Source organism: Streptomyces sp. SirexAA-E, from assembly GCF_000177195.2.
Classification (GTDB): Bacteria; Actinomycetota; Actinomycetes; order Streptomycetales; family Streptomycetaceae; genus Streptomyces; species Streptomyces flavovirens.
In genome coordinates, this window is record NC_015953.1 from 2,629,993 (window position 1) to 2,647,781 (window position 17,789).

Here is a 17,789-nt window from a genome sequence, read left to right on the forward strand (position 1 = left end):
CCGGAGCGGGTCAGGCGCCCCGGCCGATCAGCCCGCCAGCCAGTCGCGGTAGCGGGTCGGGGCGATACGGACGTCCGGGCCCGCGATGATCGCGTCCTCCGGGACCGCCGCGAACATCCCGGCCGTGTCGTCGGTGGTGACGGTGCGCCGGTCACCGCGCGCGGCGAGAGTGACCCTGCCGAGCTCGTCGAGCGGGAAGACGTCGGCGCCCGCGATGTCGTCGGTGGCCCGGAAGGGACGTTCCACGGCCGCCTCCGCGACCGCCTGGGCGACGTCCGCCGCGGCGATCGGCTGCACCCGGGTCCTGGGCAGGCGGACGGTCTCCTCGTCGGCGGACCAGGACATGATGTCGTCCACGAACTCGAAGAACTGCGTGGCACGGATGATCGAGTACGGGACCGGGCCGGCCTTGACCATGTCCTCCTGGAGCACCTTGGCCCGGTAGTAGTCGAGTCCCGGCACCTGGTCCACGCCGACGACGGACAGGAGCACCACGTGGCCGACGCCCTGTTCCCGTGCGGCCGCGAGGAGGTGCTCCGTCGTCGTCCGGAAGAAGGCGGACGACGCCTCGTCGAAGGTCGGCGAGTTCGTCACGTCGACGACCGCGTCGGCTCCTTCGAGGGCGGGGGCCAGCCCCTCACCGGTCAGCAGGTCGACCCCGGTGGACTTCGACAGCGCGACGGCCTCGTGCCCGGCCGCCTCCAGGCACTTCACGACCCGCGAGCCGATGAGCCCCGTCCCACCGAGCACTGCGATCTTCATGGCGTCCCCTTCCTTGCCCACACGGAGAGGTGATATGCCGGTTTCGCCCCGACTTCGCAGCACCCTACAGCGGCCCCACCGATCCGACCGGCACCGTCAACCGACGCGTGGCCGACCGGAGCTCACGCGGGGTCAGGACGACGCGGCGGCGGGTGACGGGCCTCCCAGCGGCAGCAGCTCGGGGCGCTTGGCGGCACGGCCGTCGCCGGAGGACCTGCCGCGCAACCGGCGCCCGATCCAAGGTCCGAGGAATCCGGCCGCCCATCGCAGCTCGGCCCCGGCGGCGTTCAGGCGGGACGGGAGCCGCTGCGGCGGGAGGGGGAGCGCCCAGGTGTCGTCGCTGCCGGGCAGTCCGAGCGCGTACGCGGCGGCCGCGGCGATCCGGGCGTGACCGAGAGGGCTCGCGTGCAGCCGGTCCTCGCTCCACAGCCGGGGGTCGGTGGCCACGGGCAAGGGCGCCAGATCGGCGACGGTGACACCGTGGCGGGCCGCCGCCTCGCGGATGCGGTCGTTGACGTCGAAGACCCGGCCCCGCACCGGCCGGGCGATGGGCGCGATCCTGGCCACGTCGGGGAAGGTCAGGGTCAGCACCCGGGCCCCGGACGCGGTGAGCGCGGCGAACATCTCCTCCAGCTGCCCCGCGACCCGGCCCGCGTCGAACGACGGACGGAGCAGGTCGTTGACCCCGGCGACGACGGTGACCAGGTCGGGGCGGAGCGCCAGGGCGGGCGCCAGCTGCTCGGCGCGGACCTGCCGGGCGACGCGTCCCCGTACGGCCAGGTTGGCGTAGCGGAGCTCCGGATTCAGGGCGGCGAGATGTTCGGCGAGGCGGTCCGCCCAGCCGCGCAGACCGGTGGTGTCGTCCCCGTCACCGACACCTTCGGTCTGGCTGTCGCCCAGGGCGACGTAGCGCAGGTACTCAACGTCCGGCATGGTGCGCCTGCCTCTCCCGCAGGATGCCCGCGGTACGCAGACACCAGTCCCGGTGTTCCTGTTCGAAGGAGAGGCCGCGCAGACAGGTCAGGTACGGCCCGACGCGGTCGCCGGTGCGCAGGAACTCCTCCTCGGCGGCGTCGCCGCGCAGGCGCCGGAGGACCTGGCCGAGCAGCTCGATCTTCCCGTCGGCCGCCGAGGCCCGCTCCTCCAGCTGCTCGATGACCGAACCGGTGTCGACACGGTCGGCGGCCTGCACCTTGACCAGCAGATCGTCGCGGATGGAGGAGGGCTTGGAGACGTCCGTGGCGAAACGCTCCAGCTCCGCGTGGCCGGCTTCGGTGACGCGGAAGACGCGCTTGTTGGGGCGGGTCTCCTGGATCACCTGGCGGCCGGCGACCAGCCCTTCCTTCTCCAGCTTGGTCAGCTCGGCGTAGAGCTGCTGGGGGACGGCGTGCCAGAAGTTCGCGACGCCGATGTCGAACGCCTTCGCCAGCTGGTAGCCGCTGTACTCGCCGTCCAGCAGCGCCGCCAGTACCGCGTGCCGCAGGGCCATCGGCCCGCCTCCTTCACTCCCGCTCCCCGGGCGCCCCGACGGGCCCCTGGTCAAGGAAATGCCTAGTCACTTTTCTGAGTACCGTACAGGAGGAGCCCGGGACGCCCGGCTGGGAGCTCCACCACCCCGTCCGCACCGGCCCGGCCGAGGTCGTGGTCCGCAAGACGTACGACGACAGCTTCCGGGAGACGCCGCTGCGGGCCCTGTTGACCGACGCGGGGGTGCGGTCGGTCGCCGTCTGCGGGCTGATGTCGGAGATGTGCGTGCAGGCGACGGCCCGTACCGCGCTCGCCCTGGGCTACCGGGTGGTCCTGCCGTACGACGGGCACGCCACGCACGACGTTCCGGCGGAGCCCGGCGTCAGTGACGTGGTGCCCGCCGCCGTGGTCGCCAGGGTCGCCGCCTGGCCGCTCAGCAGGGACGCCGACGTGACCGCCCGGGCCGCCGACGTCACGTTCACCGCGCCTGTCCCGCCGGTCCTCTGACGTGCCGTGGGCGGCCCTCAGCGGCGCGGGTCCCGGGCGCCGACCGCCGCGAGCAGGTGCAGCTTCTCGTGGCTGTCGGTGCCGGGGGTGGCGGTGAAGACCAGGAGGGCCTGTGACTGGTCGGCGTCGTACAGGGACTGGCACTGGAGGTCGAGGACGCCCAGCTCGGGGTGGCTGATGCGCTTGCGGTCGCCCTCGCGGCGCACTCCGATCTCGTGTGCGCTCCACAGCTCCGTGAACTCCTCGCTCCGCTCCAGCAGGGCGTCCACGATGCGGCCCGCACGGGAGTCCGCCCCCTGGCGCGAGTACGCGGTGCGCAGCTCGGAGGTGAGGATCCGGCTGTGCCTCGCGTGGTCGGCCTCGGGGTAGATCCGCCGGGCGTAGGGGTGGGTGAACCACCGGTACACCAGGCTGCGGTCCAGTCCCGTGAAGTCCGTCTCGTCGCCCAGCAGCGCCACGGCGAGCGGCGTCTGGACCAGGGTCTCGGCCAGGGAGTTGACGATCTGCGCCGGGGTGTCCTGGAGCCGGTCGAGGACGCGCATCACGCCGGGGGAGACGTGATCGGTGCTCGGCCGCCTGCTGGGCGTGTTGTGGCCCGCCATGCGGAAGAGATGGTCACGCTCGTCCAGTGTGAGGTGCAGGCCCCGGGCGAGGGCCGCGAGCATCGGCTCGGACGGCATCGGCCCGCGCTGCTGCTCGATACGGGCGTAGTAGTCGGGGGACATCCCGCCCAGGGCGGCCACTTCTTCGCGGCGCAGGCCCTGGGTGCGACGGCGGGCGCCCCGGGGCAGACCGACGTCCTCGGGCTGCAGCGCCTCGCGCCGGGTGCGCAGGAAATCGGCGAGTTGTGCACGGTCCATGGCTGCGATTGTGCCCCGCCCGCCGCCCGGATCCGGTTTCACAGCCGGGATCCGCCGGACGCCTCGATGCGCTGGCCGGTGATCCAGCGGGTACCGGGGGCGAGGAGCGCCGCGATCACACCGCCGATGTCCTCCGGCTCACCGACCCGCCCCAGGGCCGTCTGCTCCGCGAGGTGGGCGCGGACCTGCTCGTTGTCGCGCAGCACTCCGCCGGCGAAGTCCGTGGCGACCGGGCCCGGGGCGACCGCGTTGACGCTGATGCCGCGCCCGCCGAGCTCCTGTGCCAGGTAGCGGGTGTACGTCTCCACCGCGCTCTTGAAGGAGGCGTAGATCGCGTAGCCCTCGCCGTAGAACCGGGCGAGTCCGGTCGACAGGTTGACGATGCGGCCTCCGTCGGCGAGCAGCGGCAGCAGTTCCTGGGTGAGGAAGACGACGCCCTTGAAGTGCACGTTCCCCAGGAGGTCGAAGGCCTCGACGGTCGTGCCGCCGACCGGGGTGAACACCGAGGACCCGGCGTTGTTGACGAGGAAGTCGAAGGTGTCGCGGTCCCAGGTGTCGCGCAGTGCCTCACGCACGGCCGTCGCGAAGTCCGGGAAGGCGTCGAGCGCGGTGGTGTCGAGCCGGAGGGCGACGGCCTTGCGGCCGAGGGCGGCGACGGCGTCGACGACGGCAGCGGCCTCCTCCTCGTTCGACCGGTAGGTCAGGATCACGTCGGTGCCCTGCCCGGCGAGCGCGAGGGCGGTGGCCCGGCCGAGCCCGCGGTTCCCGCCGGTGACGAGGGCGATCGTGTACTGGTTCATCGAAGACTCCTGGAAGGACGGCGGAGCCACTGGGCCCCGGGCGGTCGTTCCGCCGACTTCCACGATCCGCTTCCCGCGCGGCCGGATGAAGGCACAGCTCATCCAGGGACAACCCGTCCCTGGATGAGCCGCGACCCGCCAGGACGTGCGGTGTTCGACCCGTTGACCGGCATGCGGCCCACGCCCGGGGGATCCGGGGGCCCGCCGTATGCTCCCGGGCATGACCTCACCGGCCTACCTGGCCGCCGTCCGGGATTCGTACGACACCCTCGCGGCCGACTACTTCGCCCAGGTCCCCCTCCGTCCGGGATGGACCCGCTCAACCGCGGCATGCTGGCCGTCTTCGCCGACCTGGTGCGGGCGGCCGGCTCCGGCCCGGTCGCGGACCTCGGCTGCGGTCCCGGCCGGACCACGGCGCACCTGGCCGCCCTGGGACTGCGGGCGTTCGGCGTCGACGTGTCGCCGAAGATGATCGCCCTGGCCCGCGGCAACCACCCCGGCCTGCGCTTCACCGAGGGCCCGATGGCCGCGCTGGACACCGCGTCCGGAACGCTGGGCGGCATCCTCGCCTGGCACTCCGTCCACCACACCCCGCCGGACCGACTGCCCGCGCTCTTCGCTGAGTTCCACCGCGTGCTGGCCCCCGGCGGCCTGCTGCTCATCGGCGACTGGACCGGGAGCGACGAGGAGCTGAGCCCGGACCTGGCCTTCGGCCACCCGGTGTCCTACCGGAGCTACTTCCTCCCCCTGTCCCGCCTCGCCGACCTGCTCACCCGGGCCGGCCTCGACGTCACCGCCCGACTGGAGCAGGAACCCGAGGGCCGGCAGAAGCGCCCCCACGCCTGCCTCCTGGCCCGAAAAGCACCTCAGGGGCACGGCGGGACCTGACCCGGGCCCGTCGTACGGGGCGGGGCGGATCGACACGGCCGCCGGAGGCCCTGCGCGTGACGCTCTCCTGAGAGGGTGCCGCCATGTCCACTCTGCCCCGCTTCGCCCCCATGCTCGCCACCCCTGGCCCCCTCCCGTCCGCCGCCGTCGACGACCAGTGGGCGTACGAGGTGAAGCAGGACGGGCAGCGGGCTCTGGTCTATCTGCCGGGTGACGGCTCGATGGAGCTGCGAGCCCGTTCGGGGACGGTCATCACCGCCGCGTACCCGGACCTGGCCGGGCTCGGAGCCGCACTCGGCGGCGTACCGGCGGTGCTGGACGGTGAGATCGTCGCCCTGGACAGCCAGGGGCGCAGCGACTTCGAGCGCCTCCAGTCCCGGATGGGGCTCTCCGGGTCCCCCGCGAAGGCGGCCCGCGCGGCGGAGCGGGTCCCGGCCCAGCTGGTCCTCTTCGACGCGCTGTTCCTGCGCGACGCGAGCCTCGTGTCCCTGGGGTACCGGGAGCGCCGTGCCGCGCTGGAGGGGCTCGGGCTGGACGGGCCGCGCTGGTCGACGCCCTCGGTCGTCGTCGGACACGGACGGCAGGCCCTGGACATGACCCGGGAGGCGGGTCTGGAGGGCGTCCTCGCCAAGCGGCTGAACTCGGTGTACGAACCGGGGGTCCGCTCCCGGTCCTGGATCAAGATCCGGCACGCCCTGACGGCGGACGTCGTCGTCGGCGGCTGGGTGCCCGGCCGGGGCAGGCTCGGCGGGCTGCCCGGTGCGCTGCTGGTCGGCGAACGGCATGAGGGCGGGCTGCGGTACGCGGGGAGTGTCGGCACCGGGTGGAGCGACGCCGAGCGGCACCGGCTCGCCGAGCTGCTGCGGGTGGCCGCGATCGACACGTGTCCCTTCGACGTGGCGCCGCGCGTGGCCGGGGCGCGGTGGGTGCTGCCACGGCTGGTCGGCGAGGTGCGGTACTCGACCCGGACCAGGGCGGGCCGTCTGCGCCAACCGTCCTGGCACCGGCTGCGGCCCGATCTGGCACCGGACGACCTGGAGACATGAAGCCGGGGGCGGGTCGGGTGAGGGACCCGGGGGCCGGCCCACTCCCCCAAGGCCCGGGGACGGCCGCCCCCCTCCCCCGGGGCGTGGGGAACCGACCCGTCCCCGGGGGCGCGGGAAATCGCCCCGTGCCCCGGGCGTCCCGCCCGCTCAGGACGCCGTGCGCTTCCTCGCCGCGGCCTTCTTGGCCGGCTTCTTGGCCGCACTCGCCGACTTCGCCGTCTTCGCCGTCTTCTTCGCGGCCCGCCCACGGGTGCCGGACTTCATCTCGTGCACCGTCGCGTGTCCGCCCTCGCCCTCCTCGCCCCGGGACTCCCGCGCCGCTTCCACCGAGGCGTTGAGTGCGGCCATCAGGTCCATGACCTTGCCCGGCTCCTCCTCCTCGCCCTCGCGCGGCTCCGGCAGCTCCTTGCCCTCGGACTTGGCCGCGATGAGCTCCTCCAGTGCCTCCCGGTAGCGGTCCTTGAAGCCGGAGATACCGTCGAGGGCCATGCTGTCGGTGAGCTGGACGGCCCGTTCGATCTCGCCCTCCTCCAGCTCGACGTCCCGGGGGGCCAGGGACTCCGGGCTACGGATCTCGTCCGGCCACCGCATGGCGTGCAGCACGAGCGCGTTGTCCCGCACCCGCAGCAGCCCCAGGCGCTCCCGGTTGTGCCAGGCGAACTTCGCGACGGCGACCTTGTCGCTGCGCTCCAGCGCCTTGCGCAGCAGGGTGTACGGCTTCGCCGCGACCTGTCCGTCGACGGCCAGGTAGTAGCTGTCGCTGATCCGCACCGGATCGACACTCCCGGCGTCCACGAAGGCCACGATCTCGATCGCCTTCGCCGTCGGCAGCGGCATCCGGTCGAGTTCCTCGTCGGTGACCGGCACGGTCCTGTCCTTGGCGACCTCGTACCCCTTGCCGATCTCGTCCTGCGAGAGGACCTCGCCGTCGAGTTCGCACACCTTGCGGGTGCGGACGCGGCCCATGTCCTCCAGGTGGTACTGGTGGAAGGAGATCGAGTGGTTCTCGGTGGCGGACACGACCTTGATCGGGATCGTGACCAGTCCGAAGCTGATCGCTCCGGTCCACAGGGGACGCGGCATCCGTACCTCCCGTCCCCCCGGCTGATGGCTGGCCGGGAGGCGGTCCGGTGCGCCCGGAAGGGAGAACCGGCCCGAGAGGGCCAGGGCGCGAGCCGGGCCACCGCCCGTACTCCCGATACTCGTCCCGGGGCCCCGTCACCGCATGTGGATCACCCGGAGCGCACACCGGCTCGAGGTCCGGGACCTGCCCGGGCGGGTGCAGGCCCCGGAAGGTCCGTGCACCGAGGTCTGCCCATTCATGTGGACGTCATCGTTCCTCCACACTTTCATCACGATTCCGCTTCCTTTCCCGCAAGGCCACCGCCGCACCCGGCGACCACTGCGAGCATCACGTCCTCAGCTGCACAGAACGTGCGTACACGCCTTGGGGGGCACATGAGGTCGACCATCACGAACGGTCCGCTCCGGATGTCGGCGGGAGCCGCCGTCCTGGCACTGGTCCTGGCGGGATGCGGGGGCGGCAGGGCGGGGCAGGACGCGAAGACGGTGGCGGACACGTCGCCCACCGCGTCCGCCTCCCCCACCGGGGGACGCGAGTTGGCGCTCACCGACGACACGGCCGGCGCCGACGCCGGCGAGGAGGTCACGGTCGACGCCCTCGCCAACGACACGGTGACCCGTCAGGACGGCACCGACGCACCGCTCCTCTCCACCTTCGGACCGGCCCGCCTCACCCTCACCGTCGACGGCGAGCCGCGGTACGGCACCGTCACGGTGGACGGGACCTCGCTGACGTACACCGCGAAGGCCGGTCACACCGGTGAGGACGAGTTCACCTACCGGGTCGCGGTGAAGGACGAGACGGCGCTCGACGCCGTCGCCCACGTACGGATCACCGTCACCGAACCCACCCCGTCACCCACCCCCACACCGACACCGAAGCCCAAGCCCAAGCCGACGCCCGCGCAGAAGACGAAGGCCCCGGCCGAGCCCTCGGTGTACTACGAGAACTGCGACGCCGCGCGGGCCGCCGGAGCCGCTCCCGTCCACCGCGGGGACCCGGGATACGCGGCCCATCTGGACCGGGACAACGACGGGGTGGGCTGCGAACCGTACGGCTCGTCCGGGTCGAGCGGCGGATCCTCCGGGGGCTCTTCGTCCACCGGCGGCAGCTCGGGGGGCGGCGGAGGCAGCACCTACTACGCGAACTGCACCGCCGTACGCGCCGCCGGGGCCGCCCCCATCCACCGGGGCGACCCCGGCTACGCCTCCCACCTCGACCGCGACGGTGACGGCGTGGCCTGCGAGTAGCCCCGCCGCCCGCGCCACGACAGCCGCCCCCGGCCACCGCCGGGGGCGGTTTTCGTGGACCAACTGTTTTTCAATCTGCTTTAAGCGCGCTATAAATGAGCAACTTCGAGCATCATCCACCAGGATTCACGCACTGCGAAGGAAGCCCATGCCGCTCATATCCACCGGTGCCCTTGCGCACGAGGCCCGTTCCGCCGCTACGGGCCTCGGGGCCTTCAACGTCGTGCAGATCGAACACGCGCAGGCCATCGTCGGCGGGGCGGAGGCCGCCGGGCTGCCGGTGATCCTCCAGATCAGCGAGAACACCGCCCGCTACCACGGCTCCCTGGAACCGATCGGTCTCGCGACCCTCGCCCTCGCACGCGCGGCGGACGTCCCGGTGGCCGTCCACCTGGACCACGCCGAATCCGCCGGCCTGGTCCGCCAGGCGGTGGACCTGGGCTTCACCTCGGTCATGTTCGACGCGTCCACGCTCCCGTACGAGGAGAACGTCGCCGCGACCCGGGCGATCACGGAGTACTGCCACGGCCATGACGTGTGCGTGGAGGCGGAACTCGGGGAGATCGGCGGCAAGGACGGGGCGCACGCCCCCGGCGTGCGGACGGATCCCGAGGAGGCGCGGGCGTTCGTCGACGCCACCCGGGTCGACGCGCTGGCCGTGGCCGTCGGCAGCTCGCACGCCATGCTGACCCGGGACGCCGCCCTGGACTTCGCCCTTATCTCCCGGCTGCGCGACGCGGTCGCCGTCCCGCTCGTCCTGCACGGCTCGTCCGGCGTCGGGGACACGGGGCTGGCCGGTGCCGTCGCGGCGGGCATGACGAAGGTGAACATCTCCACCCACCTGAACAAGCTGTTCACCGGGGCCGTCCGCGCCCATCTGGAGGCCCACCCCCGGGTCGCCGACCCCCGTGCCTACCTCGGCCCGGCACGCGACGCCGTCGCCGCCGAGGTGACACGGCTGCTCGGCATCCTGGCCCGCCCCGGACGATAGGGTTTTCCGCGAGCGAGGAGGCCCCGGTGGGGGCACACACCCGACGGACCCGGCTGCTGGAGATCCTCGGCGACGAGGGCCGGCTCGACGTCCTGGACGCGGCCGGACGCCTGGGCTGCTCCACCGCCACCGTCCGCCGCGACCCGGACGAGCTCGCCCGGCAGAACCTGCTGACCCGTACCCGGGGCGGTGCGGTCGTCAGCCGCGTCGCCTACGACCTGCCGCTGCGCTGCAAGGCGGGCCGCAAGGCCGACGAGAAACGGCGCATCGCCCGGGCCGTCGCCGACCTGATCCCGTCCGGCTGCATGGTGGGCCTCAACGGCGGTACGACGACCTCCGAGGTGGCCCGGGAGCTCGCGGTGCGCCCGGAGCCGGCGGCCGGGGGACACGCGCTGACCGTCGTGACCAACGCGGTCGACATCGCGGCCGAGCCGGCGATCCGCCCGCAGGTGAAGACGGTCGTCAACGGTGGGGTCGCCCGCCTCCGCTCGTACGAGCTGTTTGGCCCCCTCGTCGACGCCGTCCTGCGGACGCTCGCCCTCGACTGCGCGGTCCTCGGTGTGGACGCCTTCCACCCGCGCTTCGGCGCGGCCACCCACGACGAGTCGGAGGCCGGCGTCGGCCGGTCCCTCGCCGAGTGCGCGGACACCGTCGTCGTGGTGGCCGACGCCGCCGAGCTCGGGCGCCGGGCCTTCGCCCAGGTGTGCGAGACGGCTGCCGTGTCGATCCTCGTCACCGACCGGGAGGCCCCGGACGAGGCAGTCGAGGAGTTCACCGCCCTGGGCATCGACGTACGGCGCGTCTGAGGCAGCCCCCGACGTGCCGACCTGACGGTCCTCGGTGGCCCTCCCGGCCCGTGACCGCCCCCCGGCGGCTCAGTCCGTGACCAGCCTCTGCACCGCCGGTGCGTACAGGTCCGCGAGGTGTTCCGCGGTCGCGAGGGCGCCCGCGCCTTCGCGGTGCAGGCCCAGCGTGGCGCCCAGGCCGATGAGCTGACCGGCGATCAGCTCGGCGCGCAGGTCCGCCTCGGGGCCGGGCAGCAGGGAGGCCAGGCGCCCGGTGACCTGTTCGTGGAAGCGGTCGCGCAGCAGGGAGCGCTCGTCGTGGTTGCCCAGTGAGAACACGACGCGCAGCAGCGGGTCGGCCTGCTGCTCCCGGCGCCGGCGCACGAGGGTGAGCACCATGTGGCGGCCCAGCCGGTCCAGCGGTGCGTCGAAGAGCTCCTCGGCGGCCGGACCGAAGTCCGCGACCGTGTTGAACAGCTCCTCCTTGCGGCCGAAGTGCTTCACCACCAGGGAGGCGCTCACACCGGCGTCGGCGGCGATGCCCCGGATGGTGACCTCCGCGTACGGGCGCTGGGTGAACGCCCGGCGGGCGGCTCGCAGGATCGCGTCCTTGCCCGTGGTGGCTTCCGCCGGCGTCGCTGCTGCGGTGGCTCGGGCGGTCATGCGCTCTCCTGGATCGGCACCGCCCTCGTCCGGCCGGTGTTCTCACGTGCTGCCTCGACCGTACCCGTATCGGCGCGCCCCCTGGGCATGCAGAGCGTCACCACCAGGGCGAGCACCGCGGCGACCGCCGCGATCACGAAGACGAGCTGGTAGGCGCCCAGGGTGGGGGCCGTGCGGCCGCCCGCGACGAACGTCATGTCGGCCAGTACGGCGGCCACCGTGGCGCTGCAGAACGCCTGGCCGACCGAGCGCATCAGGGTGTTCAGGCCGTTCGCGGCGCCCGTCTCACCGGCGGGGACGCCGCGCATCACCAGTGCCGGGAGCGCGGAGTAGGCGATCGCCGTGCCCGCAGCGACGACCGTGGCGCCCGCGATGATCAGCCAGAGGCTGTGACTGGTGAAGAACCGCACCCCGTACCCCACGGCGATGACTCCCGCGGCGAGCCCGAGGCTGGTCTTCGGACCGTGCTTGGCCGAGATCCGGGCGGAGACGGGTGAGAGCAGCACCATCGTCACCCCGCCGGGCAGCAGGCACAGTCCGCTGACGACGAGGGAGGCGCCGAGCCCGTAACCGGTCGACCTGGGCTCCTGCACCATCTGCGCGGTGACCAGGGAGTTGGCGTAGAAGGCGAAGCCGATCAGCAGGGCGGCCACGTTGGTGAGCAGCACGGCGGGGCGGGCCGAGACGCGCAGGTCGACCATCGGGGTGCGGACGCGGAGTTCGTACGCGCCCCAGACCAGCGCGATGGCGACCGAGGCGACGAGCAGCCCCAGGGTGAGCGGGGACGTCCAGCCCCAGCCGCCGCCCTGGGTGACGGCGAGCAGCAGGCAGACCAGTGCGGCCGTCAGGCCGAGCGCGCCGGGCGCGTCGAACCGGCCGCGGGTGCGCAGCGGTGACTCCGGTACGCAGCGGAGCACCAGGACGATGTCGAGGAGGCCGATGGCGCCGGAGACCCAGAACATGGTGTGCCACTCGAAGTTCTGGATGACCACGGCCGCGATCGGCAGGCCGACGGCGGCGCCGATCCCCATCGAGGAGCTCATGAGCGCGACCGCGGAGAGCACCCGCTCCGGCGGCAGTTCGTCGCGCAGGATGCTGATGCCCAGCGGCACCACGGCGATCGCCGCGCCTTGCAGGGCGCGTCCGGCGATCAGCACGCCGATGTGCGAGCTGATCGCGCACAGCACCGAACCGGCGACGAGGAGGCCCAGGGAGACCAGCAGGACGCGTCGCTTGCCGTACATGTCGCCGACCCGGCCGAGGACGGGGGTGAACACCGCTCCGGTGAGGAGGGTCACGGTGACCAGCCAGCTCGCGGCGGCGGGGGTGGCGCCGGTGAGCTCCGGTATGTGCGGGAGCAGCGGGACCACGAGCGTCTGCATGATCGCGACCACGACACCGCAGAAGGCCAGGACGCCCAGGGCGAATCGGGGGTGGGCCGGGGCGGCGGCCGGTGCGGATGCGGTCATCGGGGCTCCGTGGACAGAGGGGTGCACGCGTGTTCACCCCCAGGGTAAACGCTTGTGCACCCCTCTGGGCTCCGGGGTCCTCGGGCCGGGCGTTAGCCTCGGACCCATCGATCGGGAACGGATCGCGGACTGGAGAGCGAAGGTGGCGGCGATGGCGAAGGTTCCGGCGGCGGCGGTGGCGGCGAGCGGACTCGTCGGCGGGTACGGGATCGCCCGGTGGACGAAGAAGCGCCCGCTGGGCGGCGTCGCGCTGGCCGCCGCAGGGTCGGTGGCCGCCTACGAGTGGAACCGGCAGGCGGGCACCCGCGCGGCCGTCGGGCTGACCGCCGCCTACGTCGCGGCGTTCGCCGGCTCGCACCCGCTGGCCAAGAAGGTCGGCGCCTGGCCCGCGGTGTTCGCCGTGGCCGGCGGGGTCGCCGCGGCGTCCTGGGCCGTCACCCGGCGCGGCGCCTGACACCGGCCACGGGGCGCGCCCGCCCGCGTACGGGCACACCTGCTTCGACTCCGCGAGGAGGGTCGCCCTGTCGGGCGTGCCCGCCCGCGTACGGGCACGCCCCTGGGGCCGCCTGACGGGCTCTCAGCCCCCGAGAGCGCGTGACACCGAGTAGATGACCAGCCCGGCCAGCGCGCCCACCACCGTGCCGTTGATCCGGATGAACTGCAGGTCCCGGCCGATGTGCGCCTCGATCTTCTTCGAGGTCTGGTCGGCGTCCCAGCCGGCGACCGTGTCGCTGATCAGCGAGGTGATCTCGGTGCGGTACGTCGTGACGACGTAGACCGCCGCGTCCTCCAGCCAGCCCTCCAGCTTGGCCTGCAGCCGCTCGTCCGTCGCCAGCCGCCTGCCCAGCGACATCAGCGAGGCCCTGGCCCGCAGCCGCAGTTCGCTCCGCTCGTCCTCGGCCGCCGCGATGATCATCGTACGGACGCTGGACCAGGCCGAGGCGATGACGTCCTGGACCTCACCGCGGCCCAGGATCTCCGACTTGAGCCGCTCCACCCGGGCCCGGGTCTCCGTGTCCGTCTGGAGGTCGGCCGCGAAGTCCGTCAGGAACGTGTCGATCGAGCCGCGCGCCGGATGGCCCGGCATGTCCCGCATCTCGGTGACGAACCGCAGCAGTTCCTTGTAGACCCGCTCCCCGACCCGCTTGTCGACGAACCGGGGCGTCCAGCCGGGCGCCCCGCCCTGCACCGCGTCCATCACCGAGTCGCCGTGCAGGACCAGCCAGTCGTGGGCCCGGGCGCAGACCAGGTCCACGACCCTGCGGTGACCGCCGTCCGAGACGACCTTCTCCAGCATCTTCCCCATGCCGGGGCCGACCTCCGCCGCGTCCGCCCGCCGGGTGATCGCCTCGCCGACCACGGCCTGGACGTCGGAGTCCCGCAGCACCGTCAGCGCGCCGCGCAGCGCGGTGGCGAGCTCGGCGGTGACCCGGTCGGCGTGCTCCGGCTCGGCCAGCCAGCCGCCGAGCCGCGAACCGACGCCCAGAGCGTGAATTCGGTCACGAACGACCTCTCCGGACAGGAAGTTCTCGCCCACGAAGGAACCGAGGGAGGCCCCCAGCTGATCCTTCTTGGTAGGAATGATGGCGGTGTGCGGAATGGGCAGGCCGAGCGGGCGCCGGAAGAGCGCCGTGACGGCGAACCAGTCCGCCAGCGCACCCACCATCCCCGCTTCGGCGGCCGCGGCGACGTAGCCCGGCCAGCCGCCCACCCCTGTGTTCTTCGCCCAGGTGGCGAGGACGTACACGAGCGCGACGAGGAGGAGCAGGCCCGTGGCCGTGGTCTTCATGCGGCGCACCCCGCGCCGCTTCTCCTCGTCGGCGGCGGTGTACGCGAACCCGCCCAGTCCCCCCGGCACGCGCGTCCGCCCGGAACCCGCCGCGCCCGGACGCCCGGACCCGGTGTCACCCCCACCGGGCGCCCCGGACGGTCCGCCGTCCGCCGGCCCCTTGGGCACCGCGTCCGCGCCCGGCGGACCGGGGCGGCCCGGGTCCTCGCCGTCCGGGCCGCGGCCCTCGGACCCCGGTCCCGCTCCCTGCCCCGCGTCCTGTTCCATCCGCTCCACCCGTCCGCGTACGCGTCAGTCCGTGCCGTACGCAATTGTCCCTACCTGACCTACTCCTGGGCCACCCGTCGAGTTCCCCGTGGCCTGCCGCATCATGAGATCAGCTCGAACACCCCGAGGAGAATCACCGCCCATGTCCAGGCGCCAGGGACACGCCCTGCTCATCGCCCTCGTAGCAGGCACCGCCGCGCTCGCCGCGGTCCTCGCCCTCGGTACGTCACTGGTGTCCTCGACACGGCGGGCGCCGCTCGCCGAGGCCCAGGCACAACCCGCGGCGCGCCACCCCGCCGCACCGGCCCACTCCTCCGGCAGCTGGGTGGTGACCTGGACCGGCGCCCCCGCCGCCCCCGAACCGGACACCGCCGACGGCTACCCCGGCCGGACCTTCCGTAACACCGTGCACACCAGCATCGGCGGCGACGCGGCCCGCATCACCCTGTCCAACCTCTTCGGCACCACCCCGCTCGTCATCGACCAGGCCACCGTCGCCACCCGCCCGGTCACGTTCGCAGGGCGCGGCACCGTCACCGTGGCCGCGGGCGGGCAGGTCGTCAGCGACCCGGTGACCGTCCCGGTCGCCCCGGACGCCGACCTCCTCGTCACCCTGCGCACCCCGTACGGCGGCCAGCCGGTCACCCAGCACCCCAACGCCCACCAGACGTCCTACCTGGCCGACGGCCGGCGCACCTGGGCCACCACCGCCTGGCGTTACCTCACCGCCGTCGACGTCCGCACCGACACCGCCTCCGGGGCGATCGTCGTGCTCGGTGACTCCCTCACCGCGGGCGCCAACTCCAGCACCGACACCAACAGCCGCTGGCCCGACGTGCTCTCCGACCGGCTGCGCCACCGCTACGGCATCGCCAACCAAGGCATAGCCGGCAACCGCGTCCTGCGCGACAGCACGAGCCGCACCGGCGCCGGCGGCATGTCCGGCCTCCACCGCTTCGACCGCGACGTGCTGTCCGTCGCCGGGGCCAGGACCGTGATCGTCGCGCTCGGCATCAACGACGTGCAGCAGGCACCCCAGGAGACCGACCCCCAGCGCATCGTCGCCGCGCTCCGCACCCTCACCGAACGCGCCCACGCACGCGGCCTGCGGGTCGTCGGCGCGACCCTGACGCCGTTCCGGGGCTACCCCACCTGGACACCCGCGCGCAACGACGTACGCCTGGCGGTCAACGCGCAGATCAGGGCGGGCCGCGTCTTCGACGACTTCGTCGACTTCGACCGCGCCGTACGCGACCCCTACGCGCCCGACCGCATCCTGCCCGCCTACGACGCCGGTGACCGGCTCCACTTCAACGACACCGGCTACCGCGTGCTGGGCCGGCTCGTCGACCCCGCCACGGTCACCGGGGCATCGACGGCCGACGCCCTCTGACCCGGGGGCCGGGCCCCGGCCCCGTTCAGTCGTCCCACCGCTCCAGCCGCGGCCGCTCGGCCTCCTTCAGCCGCTGCCGTTGCGCCTTGCTCCACTTGCGGTCCACGCCGACCCCGCCCATCAGGGCGAAGCCGGTCACCCGTACCCGCGGGGCGTCCGGGGCCGGATCACCGAAGTCGGCGTCCTTCGACTGCTCGTCGAACCCGCCCATGACGCCGACACCGTTGACGTGGAGCTGCACGTCCGGGGAGACCTTCACCTGGATCCCGCCCATGATCGCGAAACAGCGGACGACGACCTCGCGGTCCTCGAAGCGCGCCTCCCGCAGATCGATCTCGCCGCCGCCCCACATCGCGAACGCGGTGAAGATCCGGCCCACCGTCCAACGGCCCTTGCGGCTGAACCCGCCCCAGAACGCGAACCCTCCCGTGGAGGTCGCGGGCCCGCCGATCCGCCCCGCCCAGTCCATCGGCGCCACCGCTCGCCCGGCCGCCGCGGGCACCCGGCCCGCCACCGGGGCCACGGCCCCGCCCGGCACCGGGAGATCGCTGATCAGCGGCTCCAACTCCCCGTGCGTACGCGCCTTGTACGTCGCGTCGAGCCGCTGCTCGAACTCGTCCATCTCCAGCCGGCCCTCGGCCACGGCCTCCCGCAGCGTCTCGGCGACCCGCTCGCGTTCCGCATCCGAAGCACGCATGTCCGGGCGTTCACTTGTCATGACCAGCAGCCTATAGAGCAACCCGAACACGGCCTACGGGCTGTCCGCAACGGACGTGTCGTCAGACCGCCTGCCGGCTCGGGTCCGCCGCGTACATCTTCGCGATGACGGCCTCGATGTCCGGCTCCCGCACCGACAGGTCCACCAGCGGATGCTCCGCCGCCAGCCGGGCCACCAGCGGGGCAGCCGAGGCCGACGCCGGAAAGGCCAGCCACTGCCGGGGGCCCTCCACCCTGACCACCCGCACGGCCAGGTCCGACGCCAGCTCGATCGGCGGCATCTCCCGCTCCAGGTCGACCACCAGCGTGCGCTCGCTCTCCCCCACCTCGTGCAGTCCGGCGAGCGCGCCGTCGTAGACGAGACGGCCGTGGTCGATCACCATCACCCGGTCGCACAACTGCTCGATGTCGGTCAGATCGTGCGTGGTCAGCAGCACCGTCGTGGACCGCTCCGCGTTCAGCTCCCGCAGGAAACCCCGCACCTTCGCCTTGGAGATCACGTCGAGCCCGATCGTCGGCTCGTCCAGGTACAGCACCTCCGGATCGTGCAGCAGCGCCGCCGCGATGTCGCCCCGCATCCGCTGCCCCAGCGACAGCTGCCGCACCGGCACGTCCAGCAGCTCCGCCAGGTCCAGCAGCTCCACACACCGGTCCAGGTTCTCCCGGAAACGGCTGTCCGGGATCCGGTACATCCGGTGCATCAGCCGGTACGAGTCCCGCAGCGGCAGATCCCACCACAGGGTCGTCCGCTGCCCGAACACCACCCCGATCCGGTGCGCCAGCTTCGTACGCTCCCGCGAGGGATCGATGCCCGCGACCCGCAGCCGGCCGCCACTCGGGGTGAGGATCCCCGTCAGCATCTTGATCGTCGTCGACTTGCCCGCGCCGTTGGGCCCGATGTAGCCGACCATCTCGCCGCGCGGCACCCGGAAGCTGATGCCGTCCACCGCCCGCACCTCCCGCCGCTCCCGGCGCAGAAAGCCGGTCCTGCGGCGCACGTCGAAGACCTTCTCGACGCCGTCCAGCTCGATGAAGTCACTGTCCATGCCCA

18 protein-coding genes and 1 pseudogene are annotated in these 17,789 nt (G+C 73.1%); 8 read left to right on the top strand and 11 right to left on the bottom strand.

Annotation, left to right across the window (positions count from 1 at the left end):
- Positions 1-27: 27 nt before the first annotated feature.
- The 3 genes from SACTE_RS11615 to SACTE_RS11625 form a co-directional block, all read right to left on the bottom strand.
- Complete coding sequence (locus tag SACTE_RS11615; RefSeq protein WP_014046225.1) at positions 28-762, bottom strand: NAD(P)H-binding protein; 735 nt, start codon at positions 760-762, stop codon at positions 28-30.
- Positions 763-894: 132 nt separating this feature from the next.
- Positions 895-1,695 (bottom strand): SGNH/GDSL hydrolase family protein, encoded by an 801-nt coding sequence (locus SACTE_RS11620; RefSeq protein ID WP_014046226.1) that lies wholly within the window; start codon positions 1,693-1,695, stop codon positions 895-897.
- Positions 1,682-2,251 carry a PadR family transcriptional regulator gene (locus tag SACTE_RS11625; RefSeq protein ID WP_014046227.1) on the bottom strand — a complete coding sequence of 190 codons (570 nt, stop codon included), beginning with the start codon at positions 2,249-2,251 and terminating at the stop codon, positions 1,682-1,684. Before SACTE_RS11625 ends, SACTE_RS11620 begins: the two co-directional genes overlap by 14 nt.
- On the opposite strand from SACTE_RS11625, the pseudogene SACTE_RS11630 reads away from it, so the two are divergent.
- Positions 2,242-2,736 (top strand): annotated as a pseudogene (locus SACTE_RS11630) (isochorismatase family protein); the annotation flags it as partial. The gene SACTE_RS11625 and the pseudogene SACTE_RS11630 sit on opposite strands and share 10 nt — an antisense overlap.
- Positions 2,737-2,753: 17 nt before the next feature.
- Here SACTE_RS11630 and SACTE_RS11635 read toward each other — a convergent pair.
- Positions 2,754-3,596 carry a helix-turn-helix transcriptional regulator gene (locus SACTE_RS11635; protein ID WP_014046228.1) on the bottom strand — a complete coding sequence of 281 codons (843 nt, stop codon included), beginning with the start codon at positions 3,594-3,596 and terminating at the stop codon, positions 2,754-2,756.
- Positions 3,597-3,634: 38 nt separating this feature from the next.
- Positions 3,635-4,396 (bottom strand): SDR family oxidoreductase, encoded by a 762-nt coding sequence (locus tag SACTE_RS11640; protein WP_014046229.1) that lies wholly within the window; start codon positions 4,394-4,396, stop codon positions 3,635-3,637.
- Between the two features lie 309 nt (positions 4,397-4,705).
- Between SACTE_RS11640 and SACTE_RS11645 the strand changes: the two genes are divergently transcribed.
- Both SACTE_RS11645 and SACTE_RS11650 read left to right on the top strand, forming a co-directional pair.
- Positions 4,706-5,284, top strand: coding sequence for a class I SAM-dependent methyltransferase (locus SACTE_RS11645; RefSeq protein ID WP_019993613.1), 579 nt, complete (start codon positions 4,706-4,708; stop codon positions 5,282-5,284).
- An 83-nt stretch (positions 5,285-5,367) separates the two neighbouring features.
- Complete coding sequence (locus SACTE_RS11650; RefSeq protein WP_014046230.1) at positions 5,368-6,330, top strand: ATP-dependent DNA ligase; 963 nt, start codon at positions 5,368-5,370, stop codon at positions 6,328-6,330.
- Positions 6,331-6,477: 147 nt separating this feature from the next.
- On the opposite strand, the gene SACTE_RS11655 is transcribed toward SACTE_RS11650, so the two are convergent.
- Positions 6,478-7,413, bottom strand: a complete 936-nt coding sequence (locus SACTE_RS11655; protein ID WP_014046231.1) for a Ku protein — start codon at positions 7,411-7,413, stop codon at positions 6,478-6,480.
- Between the two features lie 375 nt (positions 7,414-7,788).
- Between SACTE_RS11655 and SACTE_RS34000 the strand changes: the two genes are divergently transcribed.
- From SACTE_RS34000 to SACTE_RS11670, 3 genes are all read left to right on the top strand, one after another.
- Positions 7,789-8,664: an excalibur calcium-binding domain-containing protein gene (locus SACTE_RS34000; protein ID WP_014046232.1), complete on the top strand. Its 876-nt coding sequence runs from the start codon at positions 7,789-7,791 to the stop codon at positions 8,662-8,664.
- A 148-nt stretch (positions 8,665-8,812) separates the two neighbouring features.
- A complete protein-coding gene (locus SACTE_RS11665) occupies positions 8,813-9,655 on the top strand; it encodes a class II fructose-bisphosphate aldolase (RefSeq protein ID WP_014046233.1) in 843 nt (280 codons plus the stop codon).
- A 26-nt stretch (positions 9,656-9,681) separates the two neighbouring features.
- Complete coding sequence (locus SACTE_RS11670) at positions 9,682-10,461, top strand: DeoR/GlpR family DNA-binding transcription regulator (RefSeq protein WP_014046234.1); 780 nt, start codon at positions 9,682-9,684, stop codon at positions 10,459-10,461.
- A gap of 69 nt (positions 10,462-10,530) precedes the next feature.
- Here the strand turns inward: SACTE_RS11670 and SACTE_RS11675 are convergent, their stop codons facing one another.
- Complete coding sequence (locus SACTE_RS11675) at positions 10,531-11,103, bottom strand: TetR family transcriptional regulator (protein ID WP_014046235.1); 573 nt, start codon at positions 11,101-11,103, stop codon at positions 10,531-10,533.
- Entirely contained in the window at positions 11,100-12,572 is a 1,473-nt protein-coding gene (locus SACTE_RS11680; protein ID WP_014046236.1) for an MFS transporter, read from the bottom strand. The genes SACTE_RS11675 and SACTE_RS11680 overlap by 4 nt, the downstream gene beginning before the upstream one ends.
- Before the next feature lie 151 nt (positions 12,573-12,723).
- Between SACTE_RS11680 and SACTE_RS11685 the strand changes: the two genes are divergently transcribed.
- On the top strand, positions 12,724-13,026 hold the full coding sequence (locus SACTE_RS11685) for a hypothetical protein (protein ID WP_014046237.1): 303 nt from the start codon (positions 12,724-12,726) through the stop codon (positions 13,024-13,026).
- A 123-nt stretch (positions 13,027-13,149) separates the two neighbouring features.
- Here SACTE_RS11685 and SACTE_RS11690 read toward each other — a convergent pair whose 3' ends face one another.
- Positions 13,150-14,628, bottom strand: a complete 1,479-nt coding sequence (locus SACTE_RS11690) for a DUF445 domain-containing protein (RefSeq protein WP_014046238.1) — start codon at positions 14,626-14,628, stop codon at positions 13,150-13,152.
- A 142-nt stretch (positions 14,629-14,770) separates the two neighbouring features.
- On the opposite strand from SACTE_RS11690, the gene SACTE_RS11695 reads away from it, so the two are divergent.
- The gene (locus SACTE_RS11695; RefSeq protein WP_014046239.1) at positions 14,771-16,021 is read left to right on the top strand and encodes an SGNH/GDSL hydrolase family protein; all 1,251 of its coding nucleotides are present in this window, start codon (positions 14,771-14,773) and stop codon (positions 16,019-16,021) included.
- Between the two features lie 25 nt (positions 16,022-16,046).
- On the opposite strand, the gene SACTE_RS11700 is transcribed toward SACTE_RS11695, so the two are convergent.
- A complete protein-coding gene (locus SACTE_RS11700) occupies positions 16,047-16,739 on the bottom strand; it encodes a DUF1707 domain-containing protein (RefSeq protein WP_026359202.1) in 693 nt (230 codons plus the stop codon).
- 61 nt (positions 16,740-16,800) lie between these two features.
- Positions 16,801-17,784, bottom strand: coding sequence for an ATP-binding cassette domain-containing protein (locus SACTE_RS33680; protein ID WP_014046241.1), 984 nt, complete (start codon positions 17,782-17,784; stop codon positions 16,801-16,803).
- Positions 17,785-17,789: the final 5 nt, after the last annotated feature.

Coding starts and splice junctions, on each gene's coding strand:
- SACTE_RS11700 (WP_026359202.1), bottom strand. CDS start 16,739: ATGACAAGTGAACGCCCGGACATGCGTGCTTCGGATGCGGAACGCGAG.
- SACTE_RS11665 (WP_014046233.1), top strand. CDS start 8,813: ATGCCGCTCATATCCACCGGTGCCCTTGCGCACGAGGCCCGTTCCGCC.
- SACTE_RS11685 (WP_014046237.1), top strand. CDS start 12,724: ATGGCGAAGGTTCCGGCGGCGGCGGTGGCGGCGAGCGGACTCGTCGGC.
- SACTE_RS11695 (WP_014046239.1), top strand. CDS start 14,771: ATGTCCAGGCGCCAGGGACACGCCCTGCTCATCGCCCTCGTAGCAGGC.
- SACTE_RS11625 (WP_014046227.1), bottom strand. CDS start 2,251: ATGGCCCTGCGGCACGCGGTACTGGCGGCGCTGCTGGACGGCGAGTAC.
- SACTE_RS11650 (WP_014046230.1), top strand. CDS start 5,368: ATGTCCACTCTGCCCCGCTTCGCCCCCATGCTCGCCACCCCTGGCCCC.
- SACTE_RS11615 (WP_014046225.1), bottom strand. CDS start 762: ATGAAGATCGCAGTGCTCGGTGGGACGGGGCTCATCGGCTCGCGGGTC.
- SACTE_RS11675 (WP_014046235.1), bottom strand. CDS start 11,103: ATGACCGCCCGAGCCACCGCAGCAGCGACGCCGGCGGAAGCCACCACG.
- SACTE_RS11635 (WP_014046228.1), bottom strand. CDS start 3,596: ATGGACCGTGCACAACTCGCCGATTTCCTGCGCACCCGGCGCGAGGCG.
- SACTE_RS11640 (WP_014046229.1), bottom strand. CDS start 4,396: ATGAACCAGTACACGATCGCCCTCGTCACCGGCGGGAACCGCGGGCTC.
- SACTE_RS11690 (WP_014046238.1), bottom strand. CDS start 14,628: ATGGAACAGGACGCGGGGCAGGGAGCGGGACCGGGGTCCGAGGGCCGC.
- SACTE_RS33680 (WP_014046241.1), bottom strand. CDS start 17,784: ATGGACAGTGACTTCATCGAGCTGGACGGCGTCGAGAAGGTCTTCGAC.
- SACTE_RS34000 (WP_014046232.1), top strand. CDS start 7,789: ATGAGGTCGACCATCACGAACGGTCCGCTCCGGATGTCGGCGGGAGCC.
- SACTE_RS11680 (WP_014046236.1), bottom strand. CDS start 12,572: ATGACCGCATCCGCACCGGCCGCCGCCCCGGCCCACCCCCGATTCGCC.
- SACTE_RS11655 (WP_014046231.1), bottom strand. CDS start 7,413: ATGCCGCGTCCCCTGTGGACCGGAGCGATCAGCTTCGGACTGGTCACG.
- SACTE_RS11620 (WP_014046226.1), bottom strand. CDS start 1,695: ATGCCGGACGTTGAGTACCTGCGCTACGTCGCCCTGGGCGACAGCCAG.
- SACTE_RS11645 (WP_019993613.1), top strand. CDS start 4,706: ATGGACCCGCTCAACCGCGGCATGCTGGCCGTCTTCGCCGACCTGGTG.